At 66.2% G+C, this 15,280-nt stretch carries 15 protein-coding genes; 5 read left to right on the top strand and 10 right to left on the bottom strand.

What is annotated here, in order from left to right; all coding sequences use genetic code 11:
* Nucleotides 1-12: 12 nt before the first annotated feature.
* Nucleotides 13-732 carry a TetR/AcrR family transcriptional regulator gene (locus tag BRW65_RS11675; protein WP_073874669.1) on the top strand — a complete coding sequence of 240 codons (720 nt, stop codon included), beginning with the start codon at nucleotides 13-15 and terminating at the stop codon, nucleotides 730-732.
* A 180-nt stretch (nucleotides 733-912) separates the two neighbouring features.
* The gene (gene pcaA / locus BRW65_RS11670; RefSeq protein ID WP_073874667.1) at nucleotides 913-1,776 is read left to right on the top strand and encodes a cyclopropane mycolic acid synthase PcaA; all 864 of its coding nucleotides are present in this window, start codon (nucleotides 913-915) and stop codon (nucleotides 1,774-1,776) included.
* 21 nt (nucleotides 1,777-1,797) lie between these two features.
* On the opposite strand, the gene BRW65_RS11665 is transcribed toward pcaA, so the two are convergent.
* The 4 genes from BRW65_RS11665 to BRW65_RS11650 form a co-directional block, all read right to left on the bottom strand.
* The gene (locus tag BRW65_RS11665; RefSeq protein ID WP_073874665.1) at nucleotides 1,798-2,658 is read right to left on the bottom strand and encodes a cyclopropane mycolic acid synthase family methyltransferase; all 861 of its coding nucleotides are present in this window, start codon (nucleotides 2,656-2,658) and stop codon (nucleotides 1,798-1,800) included.
* Nucleotides 2,659-2,773: 115 nt separating this feature from the next.
* Nucleotides 2,774-3,637, bottom strand: coding sequence for a 3-hydroxybutyryl-CoA dehydrogenase (locus tag BRW65_RS11660; protein ID WP_139273006.1), 864 nt, complete (start codon nucleotides 3,635-3,637; stop codon nucleotides 2,774-2,776).
* A gap of 451 nt (nucleotides 3,638-4,088) precedes the next feature.
* The gene (gene aceA, locus BRW65_RS11655) at nucleotides 4,089-5,375 is read right to left on the bottom strand and encodes an isocitrate lyase (protein WP_073874661.1); all 1,287 of its coding nucleotides are present in this window, start codon (nucleotides 5,373-5,375) and stop codon (nucleotides 4,089-4,091) included.
* Nucleotides 5,376-5,646: 271 nt separating this feature from the next.
* The gene (locus BRW65_RS11650) at nucleotides 5,647-6,441 is read right to left on the bottom strand and encodes an acyl-[acyl-carrier-protein] thioesterase (RefSeq protein WP_073874659.1); all 795 of its coding nucleotides are present in this window, start codon (nucleotides 6,439-6,441) and stop codon (nucleotides 5,647-5,649) included.
* A gap of 161 nt (nucleotides 6,442-6,602) precedes the next feature.
* On the opposite strand from BRW65_RS11650, the gene ramB reads away from it, so the two are divergent.
* Both ramB and BRW65_RS11640 read left to right on the top strand, forming a co-directional pair.
* Complete coding sequence (gene ramB / locus BRW65_RS11645; RefSeq protein ID WP_073874657.1) at nucleotides 6,603-8,018, top strand: acetate metabolism transcriptional regulator RamB; 1,416 nt, start codon at nucleotides 6,603-6,605, stop codon at nucleotides 8,016-8,018.
* Nucleotides 8,015-8,599 carry a carboxymuconolactone decarboxylase family protein gene (locus BRW65_RS11640; RefSeq protein ID WP_073874655.1) on the top strand — a complete coding sequence of 195 codons (585 nt, stop codon included), beginning with the start codon at nucleotides 8,015-8,017 and terminating at the stop codon, nucleotides 8,597-8,599. Before ramB ends, BRW65_RS11640 begins: the two co-directional genes overlap by 4 nt.
* On the opposite strand, the gene BRW65_RS11635 is transcribed toward BRW65_RS11640, so the two are convergent.
* The 6 genes from BRW65_RS11635 to exaC are packed head-to-tail and all read right to left on the bottom strand — an operon-like array spanning nucleotide 8,596 to nucleotide 13,153.
* Nucleotides 8,596-8,868 (bottom strand): hypothetical protein, encoded by a 273-nt coding sequence (locus BRW65_RS11635; RefSeq protein WP_073874653.1) that lies wholly within the window; start codon nucleotides 8,866-8,868, stop codon nucleotides 8,596-8,598. The two genes, BRW65_RS11640 and BRW65_RS11635, sit on opposite strands and share 4 nt — an antisense overlap.
* 5 nt (nucleotides 8,869-8,873) lie before the next feature.
* The gene (gene lpdA, locus BRW65_RS11630) at nucleotides 8,874-10,268 is read right to left on the bottom strand and encodes a dihydrolipoyl dehydrogenase (RefSeq protein ID WP_073874651.1); all 1,395 of its coding nucleotides are present in this window, start codon (nucleotides 10,266-10,268) and stop codon (nucleotides 8,874-8,876) included.
* Between the two features lie 33 nt (nucleotides 10,269-10,301).
* The gene (locus tag BRW65_RS11625; protein WP_073874649.1) at nucleotides 10,302-10,871 is read right to left on the bottom strand and encodes a hypothetical protein; all 570 of its coding nucleotides are present in this window, start codon (nucleotides 10,869-10,871) and stop codon (nucleotides 10,302-10,304) included.
* The gene (locus tag BRW65_RS11620) at nucleotides 10,864-11,142 is read right to left on the bottom strand and encodes a putative holin (RefSeq protein WP_073874642.1); all 279 of its coding nucleotides are present in this window, start codon (nucleotides 11,140-11,142) and stop codon (nucleotides 10,864-10,866) included. Before BRW65_RS11620 ends, BRW65_RS11625 begins: the two co-directional genes overlap by 8 nt.
* Before the next feature lie 19 nt (nucleotides 11,143-11,161).
* On the bottom strand, nucleotides 11,162-11,629 hold the full coding sequence (locus tag BRW65_RS11615) for a DUF779 domain-containing protein (RefSeq protein ID WP_073874640.1): 468 nt from the start codon (nucleotides 11,627-11,629) through the stop codon (nucleotides 11,162-11,164).
* Nucleotides 11,630-13,153: an acetaldehyde dehydrogenase ExaC gene (gene exaC, locus BRW65_RS11610; protein ID WP_073874755.1), complete on the bottom strand. Its 1,524-nt coding sequence runs from the start codon at nucleotides 13,151-13,153 to the stop codon at nucleotides 11,630-11,632.
* A gap of 66 nt (nucleotides 13,154-13,219) precedes the next feature.
* Between exaC and BRW65_RS11605 the strand changes: the two genes are divergently transcribed.
* A complete protein-coding gene (locus tag BRW65_RS11605) occupies nucleotides 13,220-15,280 on the top strand; it encodes a prolyl oligopeptidase family serine peptidase (RefSeq protein WP_073874753.1) in 2,061 nt (686 codons plus the stop codon).

Raw genomic sequence — 15,280 nt, 5'->3', positions numbered from 1 at the left:
ATATCGGCGACAGTGGCAGAGCGAACGTTGGCGGCGGCGGCCAAGACGGATGGTCGCAAGCGGCGCTGGCACCAGCACAAGGTGGAGCGCCGCAACGAGTTGGTAGACGGCACGATCGACGCGATCCGGCGGCACGGCGGCGCCTTGAGCATGGATGACATCGCCGCGGATATCGGCGTATCCAAGACGGTGCTGTATCGCTACTTCGTCGACAAGAACGACCTGACGACCGCCGTGATGATGCGGTTCACCCAAACCACCCTGATTCCCAACCTCGCCGCCGCGCTGACATCCAATCTGGACGGCTTCGACCTGACCCGCGAGGTCATCCGGGTGTATGTCGAAACGGTCGCGAACGAACCCGAGCCGTACCGCTTCGTGATGTCGAACAGCTCGGCCAGCAAGAGCAAGGTGATCGCCGACTCCGAGCGGATCATCGCCCGCATGCTGGCGGTGCTGATGCGCCGCCGCATGCAGCAGGCCGGCATGGACACCGGCGGCGCGGAGCCGTGGGCCTACCTGATCGTCGGCGGCGTGCAGCTGGCCACGCACTCCTGGATGTCTTTCCCGCGCATGAGCCGCGACGAGCTGATCGACTACCTGACGATGCTGAGCTGGAATGCGTTGAAGGGCATCGTCGAGGTCGGCGGATCGCTGGAGAAGTTCCGCGAAGAGCCCCACCCGTCGCCGATCGTCCCGCCCCGCGAGCAGCGGGGTCGGTCCGCGCGGTAGGGGGCGGCGCCGGCCTCATTTTGTGAATTCATCCCCTTTCGTGTGACGCTAGGACCCGCTGGTGAGAACGACGTGCATCGCCCGCAGCGACTAGCATGCATGTGGTGCACCGGGGGGCGACGCATATGCGCCGTGCTGGCGGGTGCGCCCGCCTCCGCGTAACGAAAGGCTCTTCTCGACATGTCAGTGCAGCTCACGCCGCATTTCGGAAACGTGCAAGCCCACTACGACTTGTCCGATGACTTCTTCCGGTTGTTCCTAGACCCCACCCAGACGTACAGCTGCGCCTACTTCGAGCGCGACGACATGACCCTGGAGGAGGCGCAGCTCGCCAAGATCGACCTGGCGCTGGGAAAGCTAAAGCTGGAACCGGGCATGACGCTGCTGGACATCGGCTGCGGCTGGGGCGCGACCATGCGTCGGGCCATCGAGAAGTACGACGTCAACGTCGTGGGCCTGACCTTGTCGGAGAACCAGGCCGCGCACGTGCAGCAGACGTTCGACGAGATGGACACCCCCCGCAGCCGGCGCGTGCTGTTGGAGGGTTGGGAGAAGTTCCACGAACCCGTCGACCGCATCGTTTCGATCGGCGCCTTCGAGCACTTCGGCCGCCAGCGCTACGGCCGCTTCTTCAAGATGGCCTACCAGGCGCTGCCATCCGACGGGGTCATGTTGCTGCACACCATCGTTCGCCCGTCCTTCAAGGAGGCCAGGGCGCGAGGCATGACGCTGACCCACGAGATCGTGCACTTCTCGCAATTCATCCTCACCGAGATCTTCCCCGGGGGCTGGCTGCCGACCCCGCAGACCGTCGGGGAGTACGCCGTCACGGCCGGCTTCGAGCTGACCCGGGTGCACTCGCTGCAACTGCACTACGCGCGGACCCTCGAGACGTGGGCCGCCGCCCTCGAGGCGAACCGCGAACAGGCCATCGCCATCCAGTCGCAAGAGGTCTACGACCGCTACATGAAGTACCTGACAGGTTGCGCGAAGCTGTTCCGCGAGGGGTACACCGACGTCGACCAGTTCACCCTGGAAAAGTAGGGAACGACCCCAGCCGAACGCCTACTTCACGAGGGTGAATTGGCCGACATTGCTGATGCCCTTGCGGAAGAAGTCCTCACAGCCCGTCAGGTAGTGCATATACCGGTCATACACTTCCCGCGACTGGATCCTGATGGCCGCTTCCTTATTGGCCTCCAGATTTGCCGCCCACATATTGAGAGTCCGCTCGTAGTGCGCACCCAGTAGTTGCACCTTTTCGACCGAGAATCCGGCGGGCTCGGCAAATTTGAAAATATCTTCCTGCGTCGGTAGCTGGCCGCCCGGAAAAATCTCGGTGCCGATGAATCGCGCGAATCTCACGTCGCTCATCGTCAGCTTGATGCCGAGTGCGGGCATCTGCTGCCATTGATAGGTCAAAATGGTGTGCAACAGCATCCGGCCGTCGTCGGGCAGGATGTGGTGGGCGCGTTCAAAAAAGGCCGACCACCGGTCGGCCTTGAACGCCTCGAAGGCGCCGATGCTGACGATCCGGTCCACCTTGTCGTCGAATTCCTCCCAGCCCTGCAGCCGGACTTCGACGCTGCGCTCGGTGGGGATGGCAGCCATTTTGGCCTTACTGTAGGCGAATTGGTTGCGACTCAGCGTGATCCCGATCACGTTGACGTCATACTTCTCGATCGCCCGCTGCAGCGCTCCCCCCCAACCGCAACCGATGTCGAGCAGCGTCATCCCCGGCTCGAGATTCAATTTGCCCAACGCCAGGTCGAACTTCGCATTCTGCGCCTCTTCGAGCGTCATGTCCTCGCGTTCGAAATAAGCGCAGGTATAGCCCATTGTCGGGTCTAGGAACAGCGCAAAAAATTCGTCCGAAACGTCGTAGATGGATTGCGATTCTTCATAGAACGGAGTCAATGTGGCCATGGGGGTCCCGACTACCCTTTCGTGTATTTAACACGAGGATACTAACCGGAAAACCCAACATTGTGTTGACTTCCCGCGTTGGAATATCGGCGCCGCGACGCCGTGCGGCGCGGCGTCAGTAGCTGTAGAAACCCCGGCCGGTTTTCTTGCCCAGCCGGCCCGCCTCCACCATGCGCAGCAGCAGCGGCGGCGGACCGTACTGCGGTTCCTTGAATTCCTCGAACATCTTGTCCGCGATCAGCTTCAGCGTGTCCAGGCCCACCAGGTCGGACAGCCGCAGCGGGCCCATCGGGTGCGACAACCCGGCGACAACCGCCTTGTCGACGTCTTCGATGGTGGCAAAACCCGCCTCCACCATGCGAATTGCCGACAGGAGATAGGGCACCAGCAGGGCGTTGACGACGAAGCCCGACCGGTCCGAGCAGCGCACCACCTGCTTGCCCAGGACCGCGCTCGCGAATTCTTCGGTGCGCGCGGCGGCGGCTTCGTCGGTGACCAGCGTGCAGACCAACTCGACCAGCGGGAGCACCGGCACGGGGTTGAAGAAGTGCAGGCCCAGCACCCGCTGGGGGTTCTTGGTGGCCGCCGCGATCTTCATGATCGGAATGCTGGACGTGTTGGACGCCAGCACCGCGTCGGGATCGGTGATGGCCCGGTCGAGTTCGGCGAAGATGTCCGCCTTGACCGACTCGTCTTCGATGATCGCCTCGATGACCAGCTGCCGGTCGGCGAGGTCCTGGAGATCGGTGGTGAAGGTGAGCTGGCTCAGCGCGCGGTCACGTTCCCGCTCGGTCACCTTGCCGGCGCTGACGCCGCGCTCCAGCGACTTCACGATGCGGTTGCGCCCGGCCGTGATCAGCGCCTCGGTGGTCTCGAACACCGTCACGTCGACGCCGGCGCGGACCGAGACTTCGGCGATGCCGGACCCCATCTGGCCGGCCCCGACCACCCCTACCCGCTGAATCGCTGCGTCGCTCACTGTCATCTCTTTCGGTGTCGTATCGTCTTGCACCGCAATAGGCCCCGCCCAGGTTCGCTGGGCGGGGCCAATGCTACTTCACGGTGAGCAGCCGGAAATTCGCACAATCTGGATCGCAGCGGTGCGACTCCCCGTCTGCTCGGCTCCGGAAGGGATCAGTGACTCACTGGCTTAGTGACTCAAGCCAACGGTTTCACTTCGTCCTCGCGGGCCAGGCCCGCTCGTCCTCAGTGACTCAAGCCAACGGTTTCACTTCGTCCTCGCGGGCCAGGCCCGCTCGTCCTCAGTGACTCAAGCCAACGGTTTCACTTCGTCCTCGCGGGCCAGGCCCGCTCGTCCTCAGTGACTCAAGCCAACGGTTTCACTTCGTCCTCGCGGGCCAGGCCCGCTCGTCCTCAGTGACTCAAGCCAACGGTTTCACTTCGTCCTCGCGGGCCAGGCCCGCTCGTCCTCAGTGAAACTGACCCTCTTCGGTGGAGCCGGTCAGCGCGGTGGTCGACGAAGTGGGGTCGACCGTAGTGGCGATGCGGTCGAAGTAACCCGCACCGACCTCGCGCTGGTGCTTGGTCGCGGTGTAACCGCGCTCCTCGGCGGCGAACTCGCGCTCCTGCAGTTCCACGTAGGCGCTCATCTGGTTGCGTGCGTAGCCGTAGGCCAGATCGAACATCGAGTAGTTCAGCGCGTGGAAGCCGGCCAGGGTGATGAACTGGAACTTGAATCCCATTGCGCCAAGCTCTTTTTGGAACTTCGCGATGGTGGAGTCGTCCAGGTGCTTCTTCCAGTTGAACGACGGCGAGCAGTTGTAGGCCAGCATCTGGTCGGGGAACTCGGACTTGACGCCCTCGGCGAACTTGGCCGCGAGCTCGAGGTCCGGGGTTCCGGTCTCCATCCAGATCAGGTCGGAGTACGGCGCGTAGGCCTTGGCCCGGGCGATGCAGGGCTCGAGGCCGTTCTTGACCCGGTAGAAGCCCTCCTTGGTCCGCTCACCGGTGATGAACGGCTGGTCGCGCTCGTCGACGTCCGAGGTGATCAGGGTGGCCGCCTCGGCGTCGGTCCGGGCGATGACGACCGTCGGAACGTCGGCGACGTCCGCCGCCAGACGCGCCGAGGTCAGGGTGCGGATGTGCTGCTGGGTGGGGATCAGCACCTTGCCACCGAGGTGGCCGCACTTCTTCTCCGAAGCGAGCTGATCTTCCCAGTGCGACCCCGCGACGCCTGCGGCGATCATCGCCTTCTGAAGCTCGTACACATTGAGAGCGCCACCGAAACCGGCCTCACCGTCGGCGACGATCGGGGCCAGCCAGTTCTCCACCGACCGGTCGCCCTCGACCTTGGCGATCTCGTCGGCGCGCAGCAGCGCGTTGTTGATGCGACGGATGACCTGCGGCACGGAGTTGGCCGGGTACAGGCTCTGGTCGGGGTAGGTGTGGCCGGACAGGTTGGCGTCACCGGCGACCTGCCAACCGGACAGGTAGATGGCCTTGAGGCCGGCGCGCACCTGCTGCACGGCCATGTTGCCGGTCAGGGCGCCCAGCGCGTTGATGTATTCCAGGTCGTGCAACTGCTCCCAGAGCACCTCGGCGCCGCGGCGGGCCAGCGTGTGCTCCTCGACCACGCTGCCCTGCAGGGCGACGACGTCCTGGGCGGTGTAGGTACGGTTGACGTCCTTCCACCGCGGGTTGGTGTCCCAGTCCTTCTGGATCTGTTCGGCGCTCTTCGGGGTGCCAACGGCAGACATTGGGCATGCTCCTTAACGAATCTTCACTACTTCTGAGTTGGTAAACGCTGCACCGGCGGTCGCTAGAGGCTCGACTTCGCTGGTGTGCTAATTCGAAGATGACACAGCTTGACTACCCATTTCCACCCGTTTCAGTTGTCAATTTCGGCAACGACTCAGCCGGATTTAGCAAACTTTGCGAAGATGAACGGAAACTGAACCGTTTCAGAAACTACTGGCCGGTAACCGGAATCCGCAGGTCAGCCGGGAAATTAACGGGACGCTTGTCCGGTTAGCGCGAGAAGATCGCGGCGACGGCTTTCGTCTCGTCACCGACCGCATATGTGAGCGTTGTAACAGTGCGATCGGTGAGGTTGGGACCGAACTGTTCGGTCGAACCCGGCGGGTGGACGTGCGAGATGATCTCCAGCTTGTCGCCCAGCGCCACCGGCGCCTCGTGCTCGATCGTGATGCGCAGCGGCAGCTGCATCAGCTCCAGGTGCGAAGCCAGGTAGTCCTCGATCACGCTCCAATACACCGAGTTGTTCATGTGGTCGAACAAGTCGATGTCGGTGACCCGGACCGGGAACTCGTGGATCTCCGCGGCGTCGTCGCGGCTGCCCGGCTTCAGGTAGCCCTTCCAGCGCAGCCGGTCGACGGAGGTCGTCTTGTGCAGGCCGGCCAGGAAGTCATCGGAGATGCGCGACGGCATCTGGGTCTCCCGGTTGATGTTGATCCAGAAGGCCTCGGACTCGATCAGCCCGCCCTTGCGCCCGTCGACGCGGACCCGCATCTCACACCACCGGTTCGACGTGCCCGAGCACCACCGGCGGCAGCGCAGCATGTCCTGAAACTCGATCGGACGGATCAGGTCGAGCATCGTGCGGCGCACGATCCACAGCGGGTGGGTCTCCTCGAAGCCCATCTCGCGCAGCTGATCCTGCCCGATGTCCTGGATGTGCCGGCACGCGGCGTCCAGGCGCAACCGGCCCGTGCGGTCGATGTCGGCCACCCGCAGCGGCCATTCGCGGTCGAAGACATCGGGGTGTCCGTCGGGAACCGGCATCAGTTCTTTGTCCAGGCTCACGGCTTAACTCCCCGTTTCCTCCTCGTGGGCACCCCAGGCTAGCCCTGCGGGTCTCGTTGCGAATCATGCCAACGACCTATGCCAAAAACCAATCGCGACGCGTCCCCGGCGGTGTGCGAACCCTGCCAACTTCCGCTTAGCAACCCGCTATCCTGGGCAAAGTGTCCAAGACCTTCGTCGGCTCCCGCGTCCGCCAGCTCCGCAACGAGCGCGGGTTCTCCCAGGCCGCCCTGGCCCAGATGCTGGAGATCTCGCCGAGCTACCTCAACCAGATCGAGCACGACGTGCGGCCCCTGACCGTGGCGGTGCTGCTGCGGATCACCGAGGTGTTCGGGGTGGACGCCACGTTCTTCGCCTCCCAGGACGACACCCGGCTGGTGGCCGAGCTGCGCGAGGTCACCATGGACCGCGACCTGGACATCGACGTCGACCCGGCCGAGGTGGCCGAGATGGTGGGCTCCCATCCCGCGCTGGCCCGCGCGGTGGTCAACCTGCACCGGCGCTACCGGATCACCACGGCGCAACTGGCCGCCGCCACCGAGGAGCGGTACTCCGACGGCAGCGGCACCGGATCGATCACCATGCCGCACGAGGAGGTGCGCGACTACTTCTACCAGCGGCAGAACTACCTGCACGAGTTGGACACCGCCGCCGAGGACCTCACGATCCAGATGCGACTGCACCACGGCGATTTGGCCCGCGAACTGAATCGCCGGCTGACCGAGGTGCACGGCGTGCACATCAACAGGCGGATCGATCTGGGTGACACCGTGCTGCACCGGTATGACCCTGCGACCAAGACGCTGGAGATCAGCAATCACCTCTCGCTCGGTCAACAGGTCTTCAAGATGGCCGCCGAATTGGCCTACCTCGAGTACGGCGATCTGATCGACACCCTGGTGGAGGAGGGCAAGTTCACCAGCGACGAGTCGCACAAGCTGGCCCGGCTCGGGCTGGCCAACTACTTCGCCGCGGCCGCGGTGCTGCCGTATCGCCAATTCCACGACGTCGCAGAGAATTTCCGCTACGACGTCGAGCGGTTGTCCTCCTTCTACTCGGTGAGCTACGAGACCATCGCGCACCGGCTCTCGACCCTGCAGCGACCCTCGATGCGGGGAGTGCCGTTCTCGTTCGTCCGGGTGGACCGGGCCGGCAACATGTCGAAACGCCAGTCCGCCACCGGTTTTCACTTCTCCTCCAGCGGCGGTACCTGCCCGCTGTGGAACGTTTACGAAACGTTCGCCAACCCGGGCAAGATCCTGGTGCAGATCGCCCAGATGCCCGACGGCCGCAACTACATGTGGGTGGCCCGCACCGTGGAGCGCCGCGCCGCCCGGTATGGTCAGCCCGGTAAAACCTTCGCGATCGGCCTCGGCTGCGAGCTCCGCCACGCGCACCGGCTCGTCTACTCGGAAGGACTCGACTTGTCGGGTGACATCGCTACACCGATCGGCGCGGGTTGCCGTGTCTGCGAACGCGACAACTGCCCGCAGCGGGCCTTCCCGGCCCTGGGGCGCGCGCTGGATCTGGACGAGCACCGCAGCACGGTCTCCCCGTACCTGGTGAAGCAGCCGTGACCGCGGGCCAAGCGGACCAAGGTGGCCGCATCCCGTCGGGGCGGTTCCGCGAACTCGGGCTGATCAACTGGATTCTCGCGAAGTCGGCGGCCCGTAAGGTCGGCGCGCCCGAGATGCACCTGTTCACCACGCTGGGCCAGAACAAGTTCCTGTTCCTGGTGTGGAGCATCTACAGCGGCCGCGTGCTGCGCGGCCGCTTACCGGCGATCGACACCGAGCTGGTGATCCTGCGGGTCGCACATCTGCGCGCCTGCGAGTACGAGCTGCAGCACCATCGCCGGATGGCCGCCAAACAGGGGCTCGACGCGGACCTGCAGGCCGCCATCTTCGCGTGGCCCGAGCGCCTGGACCGCGTGGAGGCGCGCCTGACCGTGCGCCAGCAGGCGCTGCTGGCCGCGACGGACGAGTTCGTCAAGGATCGCACCGTCGCCGACGCCACCTGGCAGCAGCTCGCTCAGCACCTGGACCGGCGTCAGCTCATCGAATTCTGCTTGCTGGCAAGCCAATACGACGGCCTGGCCGCGACGATGTCGGCCCTGGCCATCCCGCTGGACAACCCGCGCCAGACCGGGCCCGCTTAGAGGTAGACGTTGGCCAGGACGGCCAGCGTCAGCAGCAGCGGCGGCACGGGTAGCCCGAACCCGAACCCCGACCACGCGTACTTGCGCCGCCGCCGAAGGAACGACGCCCACATGGTGGCGCAGACCGCCAGCGCAAGCGACAGCAGCAACACCGTCGGGGCCCACTGGCCCACGGCCGCGTTGTCGTCGGCGATCGAAAACGCCACCAGCCACAGGACATAGCCCGCGGCGAGGCCGCCGACGGCCCCCAGAACGACGTCGCTGCGCATGGGCCCTAGAAGTTGATCATGTGGCCGACCAGGCCGTGGAAGCACTCCTGCAGCGCCTCGGACATGGTCGGATGGGTGTGCACGTTGCGGGCCAGCTCGGTGGCGGTCAGGTCCCACTTCTGCGCCAGCGTCAGCTCGGGCAGCAGCTCGGACACGTCGTGGCCGATCAGGTGCCCGCCCAGTAGCTCAAGGTGTTTCGCGTCGGCCACCAGCTTGACGAAGCCGGTGGGGTCGCCCAGGCCGTGCGCCTTGCCGTTGGCGGTGAACGGGAACTTGGCCACCACGACGTCGTAGCCCTCGTCGCGGGCCTGCTGCTCGGTCAGCCCGAAGCTGGCCACCTGGGGCTGGCAGAACGTCGCGCGCGGCAACATCCGGTAATCGCCCAGGGCCAAAGTCTCTGCGCCGGCGATGGTTTCGGCGGCCACCACACCCATGGCCTCGGCGACGTGGGCGAGCATCAGCTTCCCGGTGACGTCGCCGATGGCGTAGATGTGCGGCACGCTGGTGATCATGTAGTCGTTGATGCCGATGGCCTTGCGGTCGGTCAGCTCGACGCCGGTCTTCTCCAGGCCATAGCCCTCGACGTTGGGCGCAAACCCGATGGCCTGCAACACCTTCGCGGCCTTGAGTTCCTGCGCGTTGCCGTCCTTGCTGACGGCGACGGTGACCTCGGAGCCGTTGTCGGAGATCGACTCGACCTTGGTGCCGGTGAGGATCTTGACGCCGAGCTTCTTGAACTGCTTCTCGATCTCCTTGGACACGTCGGCGTCCTCGTTGGGCAGCGCCCGCGGCAAGAATTCCACGATGGTCACGTCGACGCCGTAGTTCTTCAGCACGTAGCCGAACTCCATGCCGATCGCGCCCGCGCCGGCGATCACGATCGACTCGGGCAGTTCGCGCGAGAGGATCTGTTCCTCGTAGGTGACCACGTTGGCCGACAGCGACGTCCCGGGCACCAGCCGGGTGCTGCTGCCGGTGGCGATGATGGCGTTGTCGAACGTCACGGTGTCGGTGCCGCCGTCGTTGAGCTCGACGGACAGCGTGTTGGCGTCGGTGAACCGGCCGTACCCGTGGATCTCGGTGATCTTGTTCTTCTTCATCAGGAAGTGCACGCCCGCAACCCGGCCCTCGGCCACCTTGCGGCTGCGGTCGAAGGCGGCGCCGTAGTCGAAGGTCGCCTCGCCGTTCATCCCGAACGTCGCGGCCTCCTTGGTGAAGATGTGCACCAGCTCGGCGTTGCGCAGCAACGCTTTGGACGGGATGCAGCCGACGTTGAGGCAGACTCCGCCCCAGTACTTCGGCTCGACGACTGCGGTGTTGAGGCCAAGCTGCGCGGCGCGGATGGCTGCGACATATCCGCCGGGACCGGCCCCGAGGACGACGACGTCAAAATGGGTCACGGCCCCTACCCTAGTGGCCGCCCGGCCGGGGCGTTAATACGGAATGAGGCCGACGAGGCAGTGGCCCACCCGCGCGCAGTGGTAATAGCCGAGCAGGGGCGCCGCGGCCGCCAGGGAGGCGAAGGGTGCCGCCATGACCGCGAGCGCCAGCGCCGAGACCAGCGGCCTGCCCTCGACCATCGCCAGCAGCACGCCCGCGACGGAGCACGCCACCACGTAGACCAGCACCACGTACAGCGCCGCGGTGGCGTCCGCCGTGTGGTACCACCAGTAGAACAGGCCGAGCCCGACGACGGCGGCCACGCACCATACGCCGAGGGCGACCAACAGCAGCTTCCACCATTTCAGGTAGAGGTAGCGGCCGGGGACGGTGACCGGTTGCACCGGCGCGGCGGCGGATTCGGCGGCCGCATCGTCCTGGCCGGCGGGCGGCTCAGACGTCTCCGGCTCGTCGTGCGCGGCCGCCGGGCGCGCGCCCGTGTCCTCGTCGGAATCCGAGAAATCCGGCTTCCACGACTGGGTGCCCGGGTCGTCGTCGGAGTCGGAGAAGTCGGGTTTCCACGCCTGGGTGCCCGGGCTCGACGGGAAGTCGTCGTCAGCCACGGGACGTCACCTGGAGGGCGACCAGGACACCGAACCAGCCCGGGGCCACCGCCAAGGCGAACGCGCCGAGCATCGTCACCCAGCGACGTCCGGAGAACAGGATCGTCACCAGCCCGGCGACGCTGGGGATCCCGACCACCAGCGCGAGGGCGAAGGCCGGGCGGATGCTCCCGTGGACGGTGCCGGCGAATCCCACGCCCGCCAACAACCCGACGGCGGCGCCGATCAGCATGGCGCCGGCCAACAACCGCGGGCGCGGAAGGGGGATCACGCCTTCGAGGTTACTGCCGTCACCGACCCGGAGGGCACGTTCGCGACGCCGTGTCAGTGACCACCTGACCGCGGGCCGAGGGGCGCTGGCCGCGTTCGTAATCGGCCCCGGTGATGACCGGCGCGGCGCGCAACTCCGCCTGTTCCTCCTCGGTGAAGACGCGGCCGCGGGACAGGAAGCGCAGGCCTTCCGGGGCCTCCACGCTGAACCCGCCGCCGCGGCCCGGGACCACGTCGATGACCAGCTGGGTGTGCTTCCAGGCCTGGTACTGCGGGCCCGAGATCCAAACCGGCACGCCGTCCCCGACGTCGAGCACGCCGAGCAGCACGTCGCGGTCGCCGACCAGGAAGTCCCCGGACGGGTAGCACATCGGCGACGACCCGTCGCAGCACCCGCCGGACTGGTGGAACATCAGCGGGCCGTGCTGGTCCTGCAGGCGCGCCAGCAGTTCGGCGGCCCCGGCGGTGATGACGACACCCGCAACCATTTAGAAGAAGCCCTGCGCCTTGTCGGAGTAGGACACCAGCAGGTTCTTGGTCTGCTGATAATGGTCGAGCATCATCTTGTGGTTCTCGCGGCCGATGCCGGACTGCTTGTAGCCGCCGAACGCGGCGTGCGCGGGATACGCGTGATAGCAGTTGACCCACACCCGCCCGGCCTGGATGTCGCGGCCGGCCCGATAGGCGGTGTTTCCGTCGCGGCTCCACACCCCGGCGCCCAACCCGTAGAGGGTGTCGTTGGCGATCGAGATCGCGTCGTCGTAATCGGAGAACGACGTCACCGTGACGACGGGACCGAAGATCTCCTCCTGGAAGACCCGCATCTTGTTGTTGCCGGCGAAGATGGTGGGCTGCATGTAGTACCCGCCGGACAGGTCGCCGCCCAGCTCGGCGCGCTCACCCCCGGTGATGATCTTGGCGCCCTCGTCCTTGCCAATCTCGATGTAGGACAACACTTTCTCCAGCTGATCGTTGGAGGCCTGCGAACCCAGCATCGTCTCGGAGTCCAGCGGGTCGCCCTGCCGCACGGCCTTGGTGCGGATGGCGGCCAGCTCGAGGAACTCGTCGTAAATGTCGGACTGGATCAGGCTGCGCGACGGGCAGGTGCACACCTCGCCCTGGTTCAGGGCGAACATGGTGAAGCCCTCGAGGGCCTTGTCCTGGAAGTCGTCACCCTTGGCCATCACGTCGGAGAAGAAAATGTTCGGGCTCTTGCCGCCGAGTTCCAGCGTGACCGGGATCAGGTTCTGCGAGGCGTACTGCATGATCAGCCGGCCGGTGGTGGTCTCGCCGGTGAACGCCACCTTGGCGATGCGGTTGCTCGACGCCAGCGGCTTGCCCGCCTCGGCGCCGAATCCGTTGACGACGTTGACCACCCCCGCCGGCAGCAGGTCGCCGATGAGCGACATCAGGTAAAGCACCGACACCGGTGTCTGCTCGGCGGGTTTGAGCACCACGGCGTTGCCGGCCGCCAGCGCCGGCGCCAGCTTCCAGGTGGCCATCAGGATCGGGAAGTTCCACGGGATGATCTGCCCGACCACCCCGAGCGGCTCGTGAAAGTGGTAGGCGACGGTGTTCTCGTCGATCTGCGACAGCGAACCCTCCTGCGCCCGGATCGCGCCGGCGAAGTAGCGGAAGTGGTCCACCGCCAAGGTGATGTCGGCGCCGAGCGCCTCGCGGATCGGTTTGCCGTTGTCCCAGACCTCGGCGACCGCCAGCGCGGCCTTGTTCTCCTCGATGCGGTCGGCGATCTTGTTCAGGATCAGCGCCCGTTCCGCGGGAGCGGTCTTGCCCCACGCCTTCGCCGCCCCGTGGGCGGCATCGAGCGCCTTTTCGATGTCGGCCTCGTCGGACCGGGCCACCTCGCAGAACGGCTCGCCGGTCACCGGTGTCGGGTTCTCGAAGTAGCGGCCCTGCGCCGGCGGCACCCATTGCCCCCCGATGAAGTTGTCGTAGCGGGATTCGTACGACATCAAGGCCCCAGCGGAACCTGGACGTGCGAAAACAGTCATCTGCTCGGCCCTTCGCTCGTCGGTGTAATACACCTCACACTACCGCGGGAGGCCACAATGGCGTCCATGACGTCACACGCCGCCGCCGACCGCGAAGATCCCGCCGACCCGTACCTGTGGCTCGAGGATGTCACCGGCGACGAGGCGCTGGATTGGGTGCGGGCGCGCAACGAACCGACGCTGGCGGCGTTCCGGGACGCGGAATTCGAACGGATGCGCGCCGAGGCGCTCGAGGTGCTCGACACCGATGCCCGCATCCCGTACGTGGTCCGCCGCGGGGAGTACCTGTACAACTTCTGGCGCGACGCCGCCAACCCGCGCGGACTATGGCGGCGCACGACGCTGGACAGCTACCGCACGGACGCCCCCGAGTGGGACGTGCTGATCGACGTCGACGAATTGGGCCGGGCCGACGACGAGAAGTGGGTGTGGGCCGGCGCCGGCGTCATCGAACCCGAATACACGCGCGCGCTGGTCGCGCTGTCCCGGGGCGGCTCGGACGCCTCCATTGTGCGCGAATTCGACATGGCGACAAGGGAATTCATTGCCGACGGATTCGCGCTGCCGGAGGCCAAGTCGCAGGTCGCCTGGGTGGACTCCGATACCGTCCTGGTCGGCACCGACTTCGGTGACGGCTCGCTCACCGACTCCGGCTATCCGCGGGTGATCAAGCGCTGGCGCCGGGGCACTCCGCTGACCGACGCGGAAATCGTGTTCTCCGGCGCCCGCACCGATGTCCGCGTGTCCGCGTCGGTGGACCGCACGCCCGGCTTCGAGCGCACGCTGCTGGGGCGGGCCCTGGACTTCTGGAACGAAGAGGTCTACGAACTGCGGGGCACCGAGCTGATCCGGATCGACGCGCCCACCGACGCCAGCCTGTCGATACACCGCGAATGGCTGTTGATCGAGCTGCGCACCGACTGGTTCTATGGCGCCGACGGCTACCCCGCCGGTTCCCTGCTGGCCGCCAACTACGACGAATTCCTTGCCGGGACGGCCCAATTGAGCGTGGTATACGAGCCCGACGAGCACACCGCGCTGAATCACTACGCGTGGACGCGCGACCGGTTGTTGATGGTCACCCTCGCCGACGTGGCCAGCCGGGTGGAGATCGTCACGCCGCCCTCGCCGTCGGGTGACGGCTGGCGGCGCGAGCCGGTCGCCGGCATCCCGGAGGCGACCAACACCGTCGTCGTCGCCGCCGACGACACCGGCGACGAGTTCTTCCTCGATTCCAGCGGATTCGTCACGCCCTCGCGGCTGATACGCGGCACCGGCGCCGGCCCGCTCGAGCAGGTCAAGTCGGCGCCCGCCTTCTTCGACGCCGGAAACCTCACGGTGGCACAGCATTTCGTGGACTCCGAGGACGGCACGCCCATCCCCTACTTCGTGGTGCGACCGGCCGACGCGCAAGGCCCGGGCCCCACCATGCTGTATGGCTACGGCGGCTTCGAATCCTCCAACACCCCCGCGTACAGCGGCGTGCTCGGCCGGCTCTGGCTGGCCCGGGGCGGCACCTACGTGCTCGCCAACATCCGCGGCGGCGGCGAATACGGCCCCCGCTGGCACACCCAGGCCATGCGCGAGAACCGGCACAAGGTTGCCGAGGACTTCGCCGCCGTGGCAACCGATTTGGTGAACCGCGGCATCACGACCGTCGACCAGCTGGGCGCGCAGGGCGGCAGCAACGGCGGCCTGCTGATGGGCATCATGCTGACCCGCTACCCCGACAGATTCGGCGCGCTGGTGTGCAGCGTCCCGCTGCTGGACATGAAGCGCTACCACCTGCTGCTCGCCGGCGCCTCGTGGATGGCCGAGTACGGCGACCCGGACAACCCGCAGGATTGGGCCTTCATCGCCGAATATTCGCCGTACCAGAATATTTCGGCGACGCGCCACTATCCGCCGGTGCTGATGACCACCTCCACGCGCGACGATCGGGTGCACCCGGGCCATGCCCGCAAGATGACGGCCGCCCTCGAGGCCGCGGGGCACCCGGTCTTCTACTACGAGAACATCGAGGGCGGCCACGCCGGCGCCGCCGACAACCAGCAGGTCGCGTTCAAGTCGGCGCTGACCTACTCGTTCCTGTGGCGGATGCTGGGGGGACCGCGCTCCGGGTCATAA

Source organism: Mycobacterium paraffinicum, from assembly GCF_001907675.1.
GTDB lineage: Bacteria > Actinomycetota > Actinomycetes > Mycobacteriales > Mycobacteriaceae > Mycobacterium > Mycobacterium paraffinicum_A.
This window is presented reverse-complemented; position numbering and strand designations above follow the sequence as displayed.